The sequence below is a fragment of the Bradyrhizobium septentrionale genome (assembly GCF_011516645.4).
GTDB lineage: Bacteria > Pseudomonadota > Alphaproteobacteria > Rhizobiales > Xanthobacteraceae > Bradyrhizobium > Bradyrhizobium septentrionale.
The window spans coordinates 7,072,928-7,088,758 of record NZ_CP088285.1; the positions used below are offsets into that span (position 1 = coordinate 7,072,928).

Here is a 15,831-nt window from a genome sequence, read left to right on the forward strand (position 1 = left end):
ACCTTAAGTCTAGCTTTAAGGTCATCGGGCGATGCGGGTCGAGGTTTTGGGCGGGCTGGAGCGTCGGCGGCGTTGGTCGCAGGATGACAAGGCACGGATTGTCGAGGAGACGTTGGCGCCGGGCGCAAAGGTGACAGCGGTTGCACGTCGCAACGGAGTAGCGGCCAGCCTGGTGTTCACCTGGCGTCGTCAAGCGCGGACATCCGAGCAGGTCGCACCGTCTTTTGCGCCGGTGCAGATCGCCGCCACGGAGGCGGAGGAAACTCCGAAGCTCTTACCTGCGGGTGATAGCCGAGGGCGGTCTGTAGTGGCCGCGCGTACTGGATTGATCGAGATCGACCTCGGTAACCGGCGACGGATCCGAGTGGATTCGCACGTCGATCCAGAAGCGCTGGCGCGGGTCCTCGAGGTACTTGAGCGCCGATGATTGCGATACCGGGTAATGTGCGGGTGTGGCTTGCGACCGGCCACACCGATATGCGCCGCGGCTTCCCGAGCCTCGCGCGTCTGGTCCAGGAGAGTTTGAAGCGTGATCCGCATGCCGGTGATCTCTATGTTTTTAGAGGCCGCCGCGGCGACCTGATCAAGATCATCTGGCATGATGGCCAAGGCGCGTGTCTGTTCACGAAGCGGCTGGAGCGAGGCCGCTTTTTGTGGCCATCAATGGCGGATGGCGTTGTGACGATCAGCGTTGCGCAGCTATCCTATCTCCTCTCCGGAATTGATTGGCGGATGCCGCAGGCAACCTGGCGTCCACGGGCTTCCGGTTAAATCGAGCGGGATTTTTTGCGACGAATATGGTTGATTCGTCCTCGTGACGACGCCCGCCGATCCGCTTCCCACCGACCTTGCCGCAGCACACGCGATGATCATTGCGCAGCGCGAGCAGCTGACGCTGGCGAAGAGCGAGGTGACCGTCGGCCGGCTGGAGATCGAGCGGCTGAAGCTGATGCTGGCCAAGGCACGGCGAGAACAGTTCGGGCAATCTTCTGAGCGCGGCAAGCTGCTGGTCGAGCAGCTCGAACTCGCCATCGAGGATCTTGAAGAGACCCAGGCTGAGCAGGAAACCAAGGCCGAGCTCGCAGCGCCGGAAGCCGCCAAACAGCAGCGCGTGCAAAATCCACGGCCGCCGCGACGTCCGTTGCCGGACAATCTACCGATCGAACGCATCGTCGAACCCGCTCCTTGCGTATGTGGCAAGTGCGGCAGCGAGCGACTGCACAAGCTCGGCGAGGTGGTATCGAAGACCCTGGAATGTGAGCCACGGCGCTGGAAGATTATCGAGCATGTCCGCGAAAAGTTCTCCTGCCGGGATTGTGAGGCAATCACCGAGGCGCCGGCGCCCTCCCATCCGATCCCGCGAGGCTTTGCCGGGCCGAGCCTGCTGGCGATGGTGCTGGTCAACAAGTTCCTGCTGCACCAGCCGTTGAACCGACAGAGCAAGACCTATGCCCGCGAAGGGATCGAGATCGACGTCTCGACCCTGGCGGATCGGATCGGCGCCTGCGTGGTGGCACTCGATCCCATCATTGAGGCGATCCGGATCCACGTCATGAGCGCGGAACGCATCCACGGCGACGATACGACGGTGCCGGTGCTGGCCAAGCTCAAGACGGTTACCGGCCGGATCTGGACCTATGTTCGCGATGACCGGCCGTTTGGCGGCACGGATCCGCCGGCGGCCCTGTTCTACTACTCACGCAACCGGGCTGGAGAACACCCGCAAAGCCATCTTGCCGGCTATGTCGGCCTCATGCAGGCCGATGCCTTCGATGGGTATAACCAGCTCTACAAGGCCCAAAGGAAGCCAGCTCCGATCCTTGAAGCGGCCTGTTGGAGCCACGGCCGCAGAAAGTTCTTCGACTTGGCGAAATCTGGAGAGGCGCCGATTGCCAGCGAGGCCGTGCGACGCATCGATATCCTTTTCGAGATCGAGCGCACCATCAACGGCAAAACGCCGGAACAGCGGCTTGCGGTACGTCGTGATAAGTCGAGGCCGATCGTCGCCGATCTCGAAATCTGGATGCGTCAGCAGCGAACCTTGCTCTCATCAGGCAACGATACTGCAAAGGCGATCAACTACCTGCTCAACCGTTGGGCGGCGTTCACCCGCTTCCTGGACGATGGTCGCGTCTGCCTCTCGAACAACGCTGCCGAACGAGCGTTACGCGGTGTGGCTGTCGGAAGACGAAATTGGACCTTCGCCGGTTCAGATGCCGGCGGCCATCGCGCCGCCGCCGTCTATACCCTGATCGAAACCTGCAAGATGAACGACGTTGATCCGCAAGCCTGGCTCGCGGATGTGTTGGCCAGGCTTCCAGATCACCCCGTCAACAAAGTCGCCGACCTGCTCCCGTGGAATTGGAAGGCGACCCAACAGTCCACAGCGGCTGCCGCCTGAGCGCCACGGCTGACCGGCGCGCCTGCCCGGGGTGCTGACCGGATGCGTACGATCTTCTGCTCGTTCTGGCAGTTGTTCTTACCGCAGCAGTTCCCGCAAGCGCAGCTCCGCCTGCCAGTTGCGCAAGTAGATTCGTCGGCAGTTGGGTCGTTAGGGTCAATGCGACAGGTCAAACTTACCCGGCTCAGTTTTTTGCAAACGGAAGGTCACACGCGACATGTCCGCTATGTACGCCGGGTGGAAGCTGGACGTGTTCTGGCAACACACTGACTTTCACCGTAGACAACGGAATGTCGGGACAGGCTACGCTGAGTGAAGACGGCAGAACCATGTCCGGCGGATGCTGCACGACGACGCGAGTCGGTGCCGCGCCTTCCCTCGTGGTGGAGAAAAAGCCTTCCAGCCCACAGCAGCCTTCGTCCGAGGTTGCGGCAAGGGAAGCCAAATCCGGGCGTCAGCCTTCGGACAAGACCGCGGCACGGACACCGCAGGCGACGACAACAAATACACAATCCGCTTCATCTCATGGCAAGCCGACGGTCGCGGCGGTTCAAGGCGGGAATTCTCAATCCTGCAGTGATATCACCGGACTGCCCGGCGCTCCGAAGTCACAAGTCAAGTGTCAGACGGACCGCCGAAGGTTTGCTGTGGCTCCTGCTCAAGAACCCGCCAAGCATCCAGCCGCAGCCCCGGTGACGGAATCGCATTCGTCCGAAGATCCGGCGTCTCTGGCCGGTACCATCGTCGATGAATTAGGACGTATCAGATCGGGGCAATCCGATGATCCGGATAATCGGTCCGCCCCGACGCCGCCGCCTGTTGCGGCAGCCACTTCCGGAAATCTCACGTCTGGTAATCCAATCTCCGCGGGGCAGCGAGCGACCAGTCCCGGCGCAGGTGCGCCGTCTTGCGCAGCCTACTTCGAAAATATGCTCGAAAACTTCAAGCGGAATGCGGCCATCTGCCTGAAGGACTCGCGGCTCATCCGCTCGCTCAATGACATGGAAGGTACAAACAAAAGTACCGTGGCCGACGTTTATCTCACGCGGGCATCCGCTCCGGAACTGTTTGCATACATCGATCCACTCGATCCGCGCTGGAAGCACGCGGGCGATTCGTTTGCTCCAAACTGCGAGCTGCCGTTAACCGATGTGGCGCAGAGCGAATCCTACATGGAGTGCGCGCGGGCGTATCTATGCGGTGCTGCCGCCGCTCGTTGCGGCCTAATGCGCGCGCGAGAGATCAAGACCAACTCCTGCCTGCCCCTGTCGCGCGAATGCCTCGCGCAACATCCCGTGCCGCAACGAATGTCCAGCGACCCGAAGCCACCAGAATATGTTTCGCCCGATCCCGTAGCACCGTTGCCCAGTCCGCCCGCTTCTCAAAGTACGATCACCGGACCGTCCAGTTCGAAGTGAAATGCGACGGTGGCTGATACGCGAACTGATCGCGCATGAAGCGCGCGATCACGTCGATCCGATCAAGGTCTGATAATAATCCTAGCGGTTCAGGTGAAAAAGACGGGGCGAGGGGGCCATTCATCCTGCCTCCGGCGGCGCTATTGCGGAACCGGCCGAACGCCCTAAATCCTGGGTGACGCTGATATGCATCCGCCAGCGTTTGAGGTCTGCCGTGATCTACGTCCTTGCCGCTGTGCTGCCGCCGATCGGGCTGCTCCTGAACGGACAGCCGTTTTCGGCCATCTTCAATCTGGTCCTGATCGTGTTTTGCGCGATTTTCGGGCTGTTTTTCCACGTGTTGCTGCTGGTGCCGTCGGCCCATGCGGTGATCGCGGTCCATATGAAGCGGGAGGATCGGCGCCACCGCGAGATGGTCGAGGCGATCCGCCGGCACGGGCCGCCGCCGGGTTACCGGGCCCCGTAAGCCACCGGGCCCTTAAAAAGGCCTGTGCATGGCTGGCAAACACTTTGATTCGTCATCCCGCCATGCTATCGACCCGCGTCAACCCCATCGATGGGCTCCGATTCGACGGTGACGCAGCAAGCGTCGCCGCAGACGGCGTTCATCCGTAAGACCATCGCGGCGGACGCCGCAGATAAGGAGTTGGCAATGGCCACGGGATTTCAGGCTATCCGCGAAGCCTACACGTTCGACGATGTGCTTCTGAAGCCCGGCCTGTCGGACATTCTTCCCTCGGAGGCAGACATTCGCTCGCGCGTCACCCGCGCGATCCAGCTCAACATCCCGATCATGGCGTCCGCAATGGACACCGTCACCGAGGCGCGCATGGCGATCGCAATGGCGCAGGCCGGCGGCCTCGGCGTCATCCATCGCAATTTCGATCCCGAAGGCCAGGCCGCCCAGGTGCGGCAGGTGAAGAAATTCGAATCCGGCATGGTGGTCAATCCGCTCACCATCGGTCCCGACGCCACGCTGTCGGATGCGCTGTCGCTGATGAAGGACCACGGCATCTCCGGCATCCCGGTCGTGACAGGTGCGGCCAAGAATTTACCGGGCAAGCTGGTCGGCATCCTGACCAACCGCGACGTGCGCTTCGCAACCGATCCGCGGCAGAAGGTTTCTGAGCTGATGACGCACGAGAACCTCGTCACGGTGCGCGAGGGCGTCAGCCAGGACGAGGCGAAGCGGATGCTGCATCAGCACCGCATCGAGAAGCTCGTTGTCGTCGACGATCAATATCGCTGCGTCGGCCTGATCACCGTCAAGGACATGGAAAAGGCGGTCGCCCATCCGCTCGCCTGCAAGGACGCGCAGGGCCGGCTCCGTGTCGCCGCCGCCACCACGGTCGGCGAGACCGGATATGAGCGCACCGAGCGGCTGATCGATGCCGGCGTCGACGTCGTCGTGGTCGATACCGCGCACGGTCACTCCCGGCATGTGCTCAACGCCGTCAACCGCATCAAGCGGCTGTCCAATGCGGTGCAGGTCGTCGCCGGCAACGTCGCCACCGAAGGCGGCGCGCAGGCCCTGATCGACGCGGGTGCCGACTGCATCAAGGTCGGCATCGGCCCGGGCTCGATCTGCACCACGCGCATCGTCGCCGGCGTCGGCGTGCCGCAGCTCACCGCAATCATGGATGCGGTTGCGGCGGCGAAGAAGGCCGACATCCCGGTCATCGCCGACGGCGGCATCAAATATTCCGGCGACCTCGCCAAGGCGCTCGCCGCCGGCGCCGACATCGCGATGGTCGGCTCGCTGCTCGCCGGCACCGACGAGACGCCCGGCGAAGTCTTCCTGTGGCAGGGCCGCTCCTACAAGGCCTATCGCGGCATGGGCTCGGTCGGCGCGATGGCGCGCGGCTCGGCCGACCGCTACTTCCAGCAGGACATCAAGGACACGCTGAAGCTCGTGCCCGAAGGCATCGAGGGCCAGGTGCCTTACAAGGGCCCGGTCGGCAACGTGATGCATCAGCTCGCCGGCGGCCTTCGCGCCGCGATGGGCTATGTCGGCGCCCGCAACATCGCTGACTTCCACGACAAGGCCGAGTTCGTCCGCATCACCGGCGCGGGCCTGCGCGAGAGCCACGTCCACGACGTGACCATCACGCGCGAAGCCCCGAACTATCCGGGCGGGGTGTAAACGCCTCGTACGTCATTCCGGGATGGTCCGAAGGACCAGACCGCAGATACGCAATTGCGCAGCATGATTGCGCAAACGCCAAAAAGGGGATGCCGTCAACTGAGGCGGCCTCACCATCCATCTTGTTCGGCTTGCTTTGCCATCTCCCGCAGATGGCGAGCCAGCTCGAGGTAAATCTCTCGGGCGGCAGAGTCGCGCACGCTCGCTGCCTTTGCCTCGGCTTCTTCGGCTTGGAGTCGATATTCTTCCGCTTTCGAGTTTGGCATCCGGCATCAGGTCGGTGACTGCAATCCAGGTGAGGTCAACCAGTCTGTCATGTGTGCTGCGGCTTCACGCTGCCGCGCCCTTCGGATCAGGGCTTCGCGCTCGACACCGTGCGGCATGTTTCCGGCCCGCGCTCGCAACTCTTCGGCTTCGATCGTCAGTCTCTCTTCGAGTGAAAGGTCGTGCTTTACGCGGTGTCGGAGTTGTCCCATGCATTTCCCCTTTTCGGTTCCTGCCCGGAACGGAGAGTCTAAGTGTCAGGCAGCCGTAAGGTTCCAATGCCCCCAAATCTCCTCCACCACGAATGACGATGCCGGGCGGGCGCATCGTCTCGAAATGACGGCCGTCATTTCAAACAGAATTTCAAACAAGTGCGCGCGAAAGAGCAGATCCGTCTCCCTTGCGGGGAGCTGGATTGCGTGACTACGTGTCCGCCACGAACCAATCACCTCAAGAGGAAATCAGCATGTCCCAAGGAAAGCGCATCGTTCTTGCCTCGCGCCCGCATGGCGAGCCCACGCCGGCCAATTTCAGGCTCGAGGACTATACGCCGCCGGTGCCGGGCGCAGGTGAGGTGCTGCTGCGCACCATCTGGCTGTCGCTCGATCCCTATATGCGCGGCCGCATGGCCGACGGTCCGTCCTATGCCGCACCGGTGCCGGTCGGCGGCGTGATGGAAGGCGGCACCGTCAGCGAAGTCGTCGCCTCGAACAATCCCGGCTTTGCCACGGGCGACATCGTGCTTTCGCGCGCGGGCTGGCAGACGCATGTGCTGTCCGACGGCAAGGGCCTCGCCAAGATCGATCCGAAGATCGCGCCGATCTCGACCGCGGTCGGTGTGCTCGGCATGCCCGGCATGACCGCCTATACCGGCCTGCTCGAGATCGGCAAGCCGCAGGCGGGCGAGACCGTGGTGGTTGCGGCCGCGTCCGGCGCCGTCGGCTCCGCGGTCGGGCAGATCGCCAGGATCAAGGGCGCGCGTGCGATCGGCATCGCGGGCGGCAAGGACAAATGCGCCTACGTCAAGAACGAACTCGGCTTCGACGAGTGCCTTGATCATCGCGACCCCAATCTCGCGGCCAAGCTCAAAGAGGCCTGCCCGAAGGGCATCGACGTCTATTTCGAGAATGTCGGCGGCGCGGTGTTCGACGCGGTGTTTCCGCTGCTCAATGCGTTCGCGCGGATCCCGGTCTGCGGCCTGATCGCGCACTACAACGACACCGAAGCCCACGCACCGAAATGGGCCGGCGCGATGATGCGCAACATCCTGACCAAGCGGCTGACCTTCCGCGGCTTCATCGTCAGCGACTTCGCCGCCATGCACGGCGATTTCCTCCGCGACATGTCGCAGTGGGTGCGCGAGGGCAAGGTCAAGTACAAGGAGTTCGTGACCGAGGGGCTCGACAGCGCGCCGGAGGCCTTCATGGGCCTGCTCAAGGGCGCCAATTTCGGCAAGCAGCTGGTCCGGGTCGGGCCGGACAAGGCGTGAGCCGGGGGCTTTCACCTCGCAATCCGCGCAACAAAGTATCAAAAACGCCACAATGGCGGGCTTTTGGGGGCATTTTGGCCCCCATTTGCTTGACGGGGGAACCGGAGCAGTTGAATCAATATGGCTATATTTCAGAGTGTAGCCATGGTTTTTGAGCTTATTGTTTCCGGGGTCATTCTCCTCGCCGTCGGCTATTGGGCGACGATGTTCGTCATGGGCCGGCGCGACGACGTCTTGCATGGAAAATTCGTGGAGCAGGAGGAGGACGCCGAGCCGCCGCGGCGCCAGATGCCACCGCTGCCGCGCGCCCGGCGCGTGGTGCAGGCCGCACCGCAGCCGAGCAAGGACTCGCTGCAGGCGCTGCTCACCGTCATCAAGCAGGACCTGCACGACGCGGCACGGAGCTGAGTGGGGTAACTTTATTCGAGTCGTCGGACTCCGCTTCACCTCGCCCCGCGTGCGGGGAGAGGTCGGAACGCATCGCTAGATGCGTTCCGGGTGAGGGGGAGTCTCCGCAAACGCAGCTGTCGCCGGGATATGCGGAGACGGCCCCTCACCCCAACCCTCTCCCCGTAAGAACGGGGAGAGGGAACGGCAGCGCCGTCGCGGTCGCTATTCGACCCAATCTCATCACACTCCAGCTAGGCCACCGGCTGTTTGCCGAGCAGCATGTCCAGGTCGACATCGACCTGGCCTTTCGCCCTGACGTGGCGGACCTCGAAACTGTCGGGCTGGAAGCGGTATTCGACGAGACCAACCTCCTTGATGCCGATCACTTCCTGTCTTGCGTCGGGGACGATGAAGCCGGCCGAGGGCGCCCAGATGTGCCTGACATGCTCGAAAGTGTAGTCGCGGCGCTGGTGCACATGGCCGCTGCCGACCAGGCGCCAATCGACCTTGCCGAACATCTCGATCAGGCGCCGCCGCGCCGGTTGCGGCACGAAGCGGATCGCGGTCTCGACGCGTTCGGCATCGTAGGGCACGTCGAGATAGAGCGGCTTGTGCAGGAACAGCGCGACCGGCCTGCCGACGGCCTTGTCGAGTGCTGTGGCGAGCCAGTCGAACTGCTCGGCCTCGCTGTCGAGGCCGGTGTTCATGATCAGCGAGTTGAGGCCGATGAAGCACCAGCCGGCGGCGTCGAAATGCCAGCGGTCCTCGCCGACCACCGAGGTGAAGGCGTCGCAGGTCGCTCCGGTCGGCAGTTGCGCCGGCACCGCGCCGACCGCGGTCGGGTTGTCGCCGATGTCGTGATTGCCGGGCAGATAGAGGCAGTCGACCGGCAGCGCGGTGTGCAGCTGTTTGGCGAACACCAGATCGTCGCGGCTGTTCGGCCCGTCGAACGAGACGTCGCCGGAGTTGAGCACGAGGTCGGGACGCGTCGCGTCGATGTGCTCACTGACCCGATGAAAGTTGTCGATGAGCAGTTTGTGGCGGCGCGCGAGATGGGTGTCGGAGATTTGTGTCAGGCGAAACTGGGGCATGCATCGATCCTTTCGTACCGATCATAGGCCGGCGCGAAGTCGGAACGATGACGATTTCAATGACTTATTCGATGCTCTGTTTGATGTCTTGTTTGAAGACTTGTTCGATAATTTGGCGCGGGCCGGCCGCGGGAGCTAGGACGCGGGCTCATTAGCGCGCAGCCATGGCCTGATCGATGCGAGTTGAACGAAGGCAAGGTAGTTGGCGGCGGGCTTGTCATAGCGCGTCGCAACCCGCTTTGGTCGCGATGCGCCCGAAAGCGGACGCGTTATGCTCACTTTGAGTTTTGTCGTTCGTGCCCTGAGCGGACATTCGCACATCCCCTGACGGGGCTATGTCTCCGCTACAGTCGGCCGTCAGCATGCCAGCGGGACCAGACCACGTCAAACCAACTTGATTTGCTTTGCAAACGCGCCGTTCCCGGGCGATTTGGCGTCGTCTCAACGAACGAGGGGGTATTCATGGCTAATCCTGCACCGACGAATGCCGCTGATGACACCGATCCGGCGCGGGTGGCTCCGGATATCACGAACACAACACCGGAAAACCAGGCGCCGACCTTCCGCAATCAGGACCAGGTCTGGCCGCACCGCGTCATCCGGCGCGGCGACGCAGTGCGGCCACTGCCACCGCACGCCCGTTCGCTCGCGGACCTGACGTTCGAGGTGGGCGGGGTGCGCGTCGGCCTCAGCGAGAATATGGCCCGCCGCCGCACGGCCGGACTCCTGATCCTCAAGCGCGGCGAGATTGCGCTGGAGCGCTACGGCATGGGCAACGGCCCGGAGAGCCGGTGGGCCAGCATGTCGACCGCGAAGTCGATCACCGCGACGCTCGTCGGGGCTGCGCTCCACGATGGCGCGATCGGCAGCCTTGACGATCGCTGCGAGCAATACCTGCCGCGGATGCGCGGCTCGGCCTACGAGGGCGTCACGATTCGTAATCTCCTGCGGATGTGCTCCGGTGTGGCCTGGCGCGAGGAAAACGATGCAGACGGACGCTCAGAGGACTATCGCCTCGGCAAGGCCATGGTGAGCCGGCGGCCAGGGTCCGTCCTGGACCTGCTATGCAAACTGCCGCGCGCTCAGCCGCAGGGCGTCGTCTTCAACTATTCGACCGGCGAGAGCTGCCTGATCGGCGCGCTGGTCGTGGCCGCTACGGGCCGGCCCCTGGCCGACTACTGCGCTGAGAAGATCTGGGGACCTGCCGGCATGGAGGCCGACGGGTATTGGCAACTTGAGTCCGAAGGAGGCATGGAACTCGCCGGGTTTGGCGTCAGTGCGCGCCTGCGCGACTTCGGCCGCTTCGGCCAGCTGGTGCTGGAGGATGGCGAAGCGTTCAGTGGCCGACCGGTGCTGCCGCCCGGCTGGCGCGATCTCGCCGGACAGCCCGACAGCGCGCCCACTGGCTTCGGTCGGCTCATGCCCGGTTCACCGGCGGGATACGGCTATCACTGGTGGGCGGTGCCGCCCTTGCCGGGAGGCGTCAACAACGGTGCGTTTGCGGCGAATGGCGCCTTCGGCCAGTTCATCTTCGTCAATCCGACCGAGCAGGTGGTCATTGCACTTCAGAGCGCGTGGCGTCAGCCTCGCGACAGCGACGCCGCGGTCGAAAACATCGCGATGATCAGAGCCGCGGTAAGCGCGCTGCGAACTGAGCCACCGTCGTAGGCCCCGGCGCGGCGACTTCCCTCGCTAGCCTGACCGACTCGCAGCAACCGACTGTATGAATACGCACCCTAGATCGCCAGCTGCTTGATCGAGGGCGGTGGTGGGGCAGGTGGACTGACGCCGCGTCCGAGCAATCCAGTGTCGGGCAGATTGGTCCCCGTGACTGATGGTGTCGCGGTGAGGCCGAAATAAGCGAGCGCATCGCGCCTGACATCGTAGACCGCAACGCCAATCAGGGTCAGCACCAGCGCCGCGGCGAGCCCATGCCTGACCATGTCGCGCGTCGAGCGATAGCCGCTGCGGAAATAGATCGAGAGCAGGATTGCGACCAAGAGCGCCGCGGCGACGCCGGCGAGCCCCGACATCACCATGCCGAGCCCGCCATCGGCAGCGTCATCGAACCAGCCGGTGGGGGGATCGATCGCCTGCAGCAGGGGCGTGGTGATATCGCCGAGAGTTTCGGTCGCCTGGGCCGCCTGGGCCGCGCTGTCGAAAATCCGGGAGATGATGCTCATCGCGTCATCCATGAGGGGCTGAAACCGTCGTAACTCCTGAGAGTTGGTCATCCGGGCTCGGATGATGGTTCAACGGGCTCCACAGCTGCTTGATTGCGCCGGGCGGGGTTGGCAGCTAAGAGGACGGCCGGGCGCTGAGGGAGATTCTGATGTCGGTTCAAATGGTTCTGTTACCAGTCTTCATCCAGATTGGGCTCACCTTCGCGCTCCTGTTCGCGATGGCGACGACGCGCACCAAGGCGCTGATGAGCGGCGAGACCAGGATCAAGGACATCGCGTTGCGCGAGCCGAACTGGCCGGCCGGCGCTACCAAGTTCGGCAATTGCTTTGCCAACCAGTTCGAGCTCCCGGTGCTGTTCTATGTCCTGATCGCCATTGCGCTGCCGCTGCGGCGTGCCGATCTGTTCATCGTGCTGATGTCCTGGGTATTCGTGGTCACCCGCTTTGCCCATGCCGGGGTGTTCGTCACCTCCAACGACGTGCGGCCGCGCTCGCTCGCCTGGTTCGCCGGCGTGCTGGTGCTGGCGGCGATGTGGCTGTATTTCGCGCTCAAACTGCTGCTGCTGATCTGACGCGCCCAACCGAAAGAGACCAATGACTCCCGCTGCCCGGCTTTCCGCCGCGATCGAGCTGATCGCCACCATCGACGCACAGCGCATTCCCGCGGCGAAAGCGCTGAAGGAATGGGGCACCGCGCACCGCTATGCCGGCTCCGGCGATCGCGCCGCGATCTCCGGCCTGATCTGGGACGTGCTGCGCCGGCAATCCTCCGCGGCCTGGCTGATGGAGGATGACAGCGCCCGCGCGCGGGTGATCGGCATGCTCAAGCTCGAACGCGGCATGGATGTCGCCACGATCGCTGCGCTGTGCGACGGCGGACGCTTTGCGCCTGACACCCTGACCGCGACCGAGGAGGCCGCGCTGACCTCGCGCTCGCTGAAGGATGCGCCGGCGCCGGTCGCGGGCGATTATCCGGAATGGCTCGATCCCTATCTGGCGAAGGTGTTCGGCGACGACCGCGCCGCGGAAGCGACCGCGATGGCGAGCCGCGCGCCGCTCGATCTGCGGGTCAACACGCTGAAGGGCAAGCGCGAGAAGATCCTGCCGCGATTGCATCATTTGGGCGCGAAGGAAACGCCGTGGTCGCCGCTCGGCCTGCGCATCGAGCTCGGCGCCGATGCGCGCAATCCCGGCATCCATGCCGAGGAGGATTTCATCAAGGGCGCGATCGAGGTGCAGGACGAGGGCTCGCAGCTCGCGGCGCTGCTCTCGGCCGCCAAGCCCGGCGAGCAGGTGATCGATCTCTGCGCCGGCGCCGGCGGCAAGACGCTGGCACTCGCCGCGATGATGCAAGGCAAGGGCCGGCTGATCGCGACCGACAGTGACAAGCGCCAGCTCGTGCCGATCCATGAACGGCTGTCGCGCGCCGGCGTGCACAATTGCGACGTCCGCACGCCGCGCGGGGAGGAGGAGGTGCTGTCCGATATCAAGGCGTCCGCCGACCTCGTGCTGATCGACGCGCCGTGCACGGGCACCGGCACCTGGCGCCGCAATCCCGACGCCAAATGGCGCATGCGCCCGGGCGCGCTCGAGGTGCGGCTGAAGGACCAGGCCGAGGTGCTGGAGCGCGCCGCGCCGCTGGTGAAGCCGGGCGGCCGCATCGCCTACATCACCTGCTCGGTGTTATCAGAGGAGAACGGCGAGCAGGTCAGGGCCTTCATCGCGCGGCATCCGGAGTTCTCGGTGCAGCCGCCGGAGCAGACCGCCTCGGTGCTGTGGGACAAGGCCGAGGCTTTCGCAGAAGCCGCGCTGCAATCGGCCGAGGGCTGGCTGATGACGCCACGCCGCACCGGCACGGACGGATTTTTCGTCTCGGTGCTGACGAAGGCGTGACGCTTCCTCCGCCGTCATTGCGAGGAGCGTAAGCGACGAAGCAATCCATCGTTCCGCATATGCGGCGGGATGGATTGCTTCGCTGCGCTCGCAATGACGGGTTGAACAGCCTCGCCCGCCGGCACCGGCGTCCTGCTCACCACGACGACCCAGTACAGCAGCGCGCAGGCGCTGATCGCGGCGCCGAGCACGCAGACCCCGATCCAGCCGGTGGCTGCATAGGCCATCGTCGAGCCGATCGCGCCGAGGCCAGAGCCGATCGAATAGAACACCATGTAGGCGCCGATCAGGCGGCTCGGGGCGTCGGGGCGCGTCGCCACGATCAGGCTCTGATTGGTGACATGCACGGCCTGCACCGCGAAATCGATCATGACCACGCCGGCGAGCACCAGCCATAGCGAGCTGTCAAGGCAGGCGATCGGGATCCAGCCGGCGAGCATCAGCATCAGCGACAATCCGGTGGTGCGCTGCGCCCAGCCGCGATCGGCGAGGCGACCCGAATTGCGTGCCGCCAGCGCGCCGGCGAGCCCGGCAATGCCGAGCATGCCGATCGTGGTGTGCGACAGCGACAGCGGGGGAGAAGCGAGCGGCAGCACAACCGAGCTCCAGAACGCGCTGAAGCTTGCGAAGATCAACAGCGCGAACACCGCGCGTTCGCGCAGCACCGGCTCCTCGACCAACAGCGCGACGGTGGAGCGCAGCAGCCTTGCATAGGACGATCCGGTCATCGCCTGCGGCTGATGTCGCGGCAGCGCGCGCGCCAGTAGCGCCGCCAGCACCAGCGTGAGCGCGGCCGAGGTCAGGTAGACCACGCGCCAGCCGCCGAGATCGGCCAGCGCGCCGGCGGCAAAGCGTGCCAGCAGGATGCCGGACACCACGCCGCTGGTGACGGTGCCGATGGTGCGGCCGCGCGCGGCCGGCGCCGCCAGCGTCGCGGCGTAGGCGACCAGCACCTGGATCACGACCGCGAGCAGCCCGACCAGCACCATGCCGAAGAGCAGCACGGCGGCGTTCGGCGCGGTGCCGACGACGGCAAGCGCGGCCGCCGACAGCACGGTCTGGCCGACGATCAGCTTGCGGCGGTCCCAGAGATCGCCGAGCGGTACGATCAGTATCAAGCCGAAGGCGTAACCCACCTGGGTCAGCGTCACGACGCCGCCGATCACGGCGGGCGTGATGGAAAGGTCTTGCGCCATGGTGTCGAGCAGCGGTTGCGCGAAATAGATGTTGGCGACGCTCAGCCCGCAGGCCACAGCAAACAGCACGACGATCGCAGGCGACAGCGGGCCTGTTGTCGCGTTGCCGGCCTTGTTGGCGTCCTTCGCGGCTTCCTGGGCCGGTCGGGCCTCTGCCATGGTCCTGTTCGTCATCATGCCTCCGCTGCAGTTCGCAATCTGGTCTTATAATGAGACCAGTTGCGTCGGGCGCTGTCTAGTCCTATTTTAAGACCGGTTTCGGGAAAGTGATCGAGGAGAGGCTGAAGGCGATGAAGCGGACCGGATTTGCCGAAGCGGACTGCCCGGTGGCCCGTGCGCTGGATGCGATCGGCGACTGGTGGTCGCTGTTGATCGTGCGCGACGCGTTCGACGGGTTGCGCCGGTTCGGCGACTTCCAGACGAATCTCGGCATCGCCAAGGGCATGCTGACGGCGCGGCTGCGCAAGCTGGTCGAAGCAGGCGTGCTCGAGCAGGTCGCGGCCTCCGACGGCAGCGCCTACCTGGAATATGTGCTGACCAAGCGGGGGCACGATCTGTTTCCGATCGTGGTCTCCTTGCGGCAATGGGGCGAGGCGCATCTCTACGCGCGCGGCGAGCCGCATTCGGTGCTGCTGGATCAGGCCGGGCAGGCGGTCGGGCGACTCGTGCTGCCGTCGAAGAGTGGCAAGGCGCTGAGCTGGTCGGACACCAAGGTGAGGAAGGTTGCGGCGCGGAGGCGGTGATGAGTTTGCTTTGGCGAGTTCATCCCCGTCACCCCAAATTCCGGCGTCATCCTGAGGTGCGAGCGGAGCGAGCCTCGAAGGATGGGGATGGAACCGGGCCGTCGCCCTTCGAGGCTCGCCTCGCGAGCACCTCAGGGTGACGGTCAGGCCAGGTGGTGCCACGTTCGTATCAATGCACCAGATGGTTCGCGGAGCCCTGCCTGATCTTGCCGTCGGCATCACACCGCAGATATTCGCAGATCTTGTTGCCGCGTTCGTTCTGGTAGAACACGACGACGCTGTCGGGCGAGACATAGAGGTCGATCAGCTCGAAATGCAGCCCCGGGCAATTTTGCGAGCGCGGCGCTCCAATAGGCGCGCAAGCTCGCCTTGCCGCGCACCGTACCGGACGCGCCAAAGCCGAGCGCCGGAATCCGGTCCGAGGTCATCTCGGTATCCTCGGCATACATCGAAAGCACGCGCTCGAGATCGCGCGCGTTCCAGGCGGCGATCCAGGCGTGGCCGAGGGTTTTGAGGCGGGACGGCTCATGGAAATCTGGCATGGGTTTCCTCCAACATTCGTTCTGGCTAAATTAGGTCAATAATACTGACCTATATGTATCGTGTCCATGCCCAAAGAA

At 64.3% G+C, this 15,831-nt stretch carries 15 protein-coding genes and 2 pseudogenes; 12 read left to right on the forward strand and 5 right to left on the reverse strand.

Going from position 1 to position 15,831, the window contains the following annotated elements:
- Nucleotides 1–31 precede the first annotated feature (31 nt).
- The 8 genes from tnpA (at nucleotide 32) to HAP48_RS35360 (ending at nucleotide 8,123) form a co-directional block, all read left to right on the forward strand.
- A complete protein-coding gene (tnpA, locus tag HAP48_RS35320) occupies nucleotides 32–427 on the forward strand; it encodes an IS66-like element accessory protein TnpA (RefSeq protein WP_166204418.1) in 396 nt (131 codons plus the stop codon).
- Nucleotides 424–771 (forward strand): IS66 family insertion sequence element accessory protein TnpB, encoded by a 348-nt coding sequence (tnpB, locus tag HAP48_RS35325; RefSeq protein ID WP_166204419.1) that lies wholly within the window; start codon nucleotides 424–426, stop codon nucleotides 769–771. Before tnpA ends, tnpB begins: the two co-directional genes overlap by 4 nt.
- Before the next feature lie 94 nt (nucleotides 772–865).
- Nucleotides 866–2,401: an IS66 family transposase gene (tnpC, locus tag HAP48_RS35330; RefSeq protein ID WP_175612385.1), complete on the forward strand. Its 1,536-nt coding sequence runs from the start codon at nucleotides 866–868 to the stop codon at nucleotides 2,399–2,401.
- Nucleotides 2,402–2,691: 290 nt separating this feature from the next.
- Nucleotides 2,692–3,819, forward strand: coding sequence for a hypothetical protein (locus HAP48_RS35335; protein WP_166204421.1), 1,128 nt, complete (start codon nucleotides 2,692–2,694; stop codon nucleotides 3,817–3,819).
- A 214-nt stretch (nucleotides 3,820–4,033) separates the two neighbouring features.
- On the forward strand, nucleotides 4,034–4,285 hold the full coding sequence (locus HAP48_RS35340; protein ID WP_166204422.1) for a hypothetical protein: 252 nt from the start codon (nucleotides 4,034–4,036) through the stop codon (nucleotides 4,283–4,285).
- 186 nt (nucleotides 4,286–4,471) lie between these two features.
- A complete protein-coding gene (gene guaB, locus HAP48_RS35345) occupies nucleotides 4,472–5,962 on the forward strand; it encodes an IMP dehydrogenase (protein ID WP_166204423.1) in 1,491 nt (496 codons plus the stop codon).
- A 730-nt stretch (nucleotides 5,963–6,692) separates the two neighbouring features.
- Nucleotides 6,693–7,715 carry an NADP-dependent oxidoreductase gene (locus HAP48_RS35355; protein WP_165123252.1) on the forward strand — a complete coding sequence of 341 codons (1,023 nt, stop codon included), beginning with the start codon at nucleotides 6,693–6,695 and terminating at the stop codon, nucleotides 7,713–7,715.
- Nucleotides 7,716–7,859: 144 nt separating this feature from the next.
- Nucleotides 7,860–8,123 carry a hypothetical protein gene (locus tag HAP48_RS35360; protein ID WP_166204424.1) on the forward strand — a complete coding sequence of 88 codons (264 nt, stop codon included), beginning with the start codon at nucleotides 7,860–7,862 and terminating at the stop codon, nucleotides 8,121–8,123.
- A 233-nt stretch (nucleotides 8,124–8,356) separates the two neighbouring features.
- On the opposite strand, the gene HAP48_RS35365 is transcribed toward HAP48_RS35360, so the two are convergent.
- Nucleotides 8,357–9,196: a metallophosphoesterase family protein gene (locus HAP48_RS35365; RefSeq protein WP_166204425.1), complete on the reverse strand. Its 840-nt coding sequence runs from the start codon at nucleotides 9,194–9,196 to the stop codon at nucleotides 8,357–8,359.
- Between the two features lie 135 nt (nucleotides 9,197–9,331).
- Nucleotides 9,332–9,433 (reverse strand): annotated as a pseudogene (locus tag HAP48_RS35370) (IS5/IS1182 family transposase); the annotation flags it as partial.
- A 225-nt stretch (nucleotides 9,434–9,658) separates the two neighbouring features.
- Here HAP48_RS35370 and HAP48_RS35375 point away from each other — a divergent pair.
- Nucleotides 9,659–10,864: a serine hydrolase domain-containing protein gene (locus HAP48_RS35375; protein ID WP_166204426.1), complete on the forward strand. Its 1,206-nt coding sequence runs from the start codon at nucleotides 9,659–9,661 to the stop codon at nucleotides 10,862–10,864.
- Nucleotides 10,865–10,932: 68 nt separating this feature from the next.
- Here HAP48_RS35375 and HAP48_RS35380 read toward each other — a convergent pair whose 3' ends face one another.
- Nucleotides 10,933–11,379, reverse strand: coding sequence for a hypothetical protein (locus HAP48_RS35380; RefSeq protein WP_166204427.1), 447 nt, complete (start codon nucleotides 11,377–11,379; stop codon nucleotides 10,933–10,935).
- A gap of 149 nt (nucleotides 11,380–11,528) precedes the next feature.
- Between HAP48_RS35380 and HAP48_RS35385 the strand changes: the two genes are divergently transcribed.
- Both HAP48_RS35385 and HAP48_RS35390 read left to right on the forward strand, forming a co-directional pair.
- Entirely contained in the window at nucleotides 11,529–11,951 is a 423-nt protein-coding gene (locus HAP48_RS35385) for an MAPEG family protein (RefSeq protein ID WP_166204428.1), read from the forward strand.
- 22 nt (nucleotides 11,952–11,973) lie between these two features.
- A complete protein-coding gene (locus tag HAP48_RS35390) occupies nucleotides 11,974–13,272 on the forward strand; it encodes an RsmB/NOP family class I SAM-dependent RNA methyltransferase (RefSeq protein WP_166204429.1) in 1,299 nt (432 codons plus the stop codon).
- A 14-nt stretch (nucleotides 13,273–13,286) separates the two neighbouring features.
- On the opposite strand, the gene HAP48_RS35395 is transcribed toward HAP48_RS35390, so the two are convergent.
- Nucleotides 13,287–14,627, reverse strand: a complete 1,341-nt coding sequence (locus HAP48_RS35395) for an MFS transporter (protein ID WP_224496744.1) — start codon at nucleotides 14,625–14,627, stop codon at nucleotides 13,287–13,289.
- 131 nt (nucleotides 14,628–14,758) lie between these two features.
- Between HAP48_RS35395 and HAP48_RS35400 the strand changes: the two genes are divergently transcribed.
- Nucleotides 14,759–15,211, forward strand: coding sequence for a winged helix-turn-helix transcriptional regulator (locus tag HAP48_RS35400; protein WP_166204431.1), 453 nt, complete (start codon nucleotides 14,759–14,761; stop codon nucleotides 15,209–15,211).
- A gap of 169 nt (nucleotides 15,212–15,380) precedes the next feature.
- Here the strand turns inward: HAP48_RS35400 and HAP48_RS35405 are convergent.
- Nucleotides 15,381–15,753 (reverse strand): annotated as a pseudogene (locus HAP48_RS35405) (nuclear transport factor 2 family protein).
- Nucleotides 15,754–15,831: the final 78 nt, after the last annotated feature.

What these genes read in the sequence shown, in the direction of transcription:
- tnpA (WP_166204418.1), top strand. Translation starts at nt 32, where the DNA reads ATGCGGGTCGAGGTTTTGGGCGGGCTGGAGCGTCGGCGGCGTTGGTCG.
- tnpB (WP_166204419.1), top strand. Translation starts at nt 424, where the DNA reads ATGATTGCGATACCGGGTAATGTGCGGGTGTGGCTTGCGACCGGCCAC.
- tnpC (WP_175612385.1), top strand. Translation starts at nt 866, where the DNA reads ATGATCATTGCGCAGCGCGAGCAGCTGACGCTGGCGAAGAGCGAGGTG.
- HAP48_RS35335 (WP_166204421.1), top strand. Translation starts at nt 2,692, where the DNA reads ATGTCGGGACAGGCTACGCTGAGTGAAGACGGCAGAACCATGTCCGGC.
- guaB (WP_166204423.1), top strand. Translation starts at nt 4,472, where the DNA reads ATGGCCACGGGATTTCAGGCTATCCGCGAAGCCTACACGTTCGACGAT.
- HAP48_RS35355 (WP_165123252.1), top strand. Translation starts at nt 6,693, where the DNA reads ATGTCCCAAGGAAAGCGCATCGTTCTTGCCTCGCGCCCGCATGGCGAG.
- HAP48_RS35360 (WP_166204424.1), top strand. Translation starts at nt 7,860, where the DNA reads ATGGTTTTTGAGCTTATTGTTTCCGGGGTCATTCTCCTCGCCGTCGGC.
- HAP48_RS35365 (WP_166204425.1), bottom strand. Translation starts at nt 9,196, where the DNA reads ATGCCCCAGTTTCGCCTGACACAAATCTCCGACACCCATCTCGCGCGC.
- HAP48_RS35375 (WP_166204426.1), top strand. Translation starts at nt 9,659, where the DNA reads ATGGCTAATCCTGCACCGACGAATGCCGCTGATGACACCGATCCGGCG.
- HAP48_RS35380 (WP_166204427.1), bottom strand. Translation starts at nt 11,379, where the DNA reads ATGAGCATCATCTCCCGGATTTTCGACAGCGCGGCCCAGGCGGCCCAG.
- HAP48_RS35385 (WP_166204428.1), top strand. Translation starts at nt 11,529, where the DNA reads ATGTCGGTTCAAATGGTTCTGTTACCAGTCTTCATCCAGATTGGGCTC.
- HAP48_RS35390 (WP_166204429.1), top strand. Translation starts at nt 11,974, where the DNA reads ATGACTCCCGCTGCCCGGCTTTCCGCCGCGATCGAGCTGATCGCCACC.
- HAP48_RS35395 (WP_224496744.1), bottom strand. Translation starts at nt 14,627, where the DNA reads ATGGCAGAGGCCCGACCGGCCCAGGAAGCCGCGAAGGACGCCAACAAG.
- HAP48_RS35400 (WP_166204431.1), top strand. Translation starts at nt 14,759, where the DNA reads ATGAAGCGGACCGGATTTGCCGAAGCGGACTGCCCGGTGGCCCGTGCG.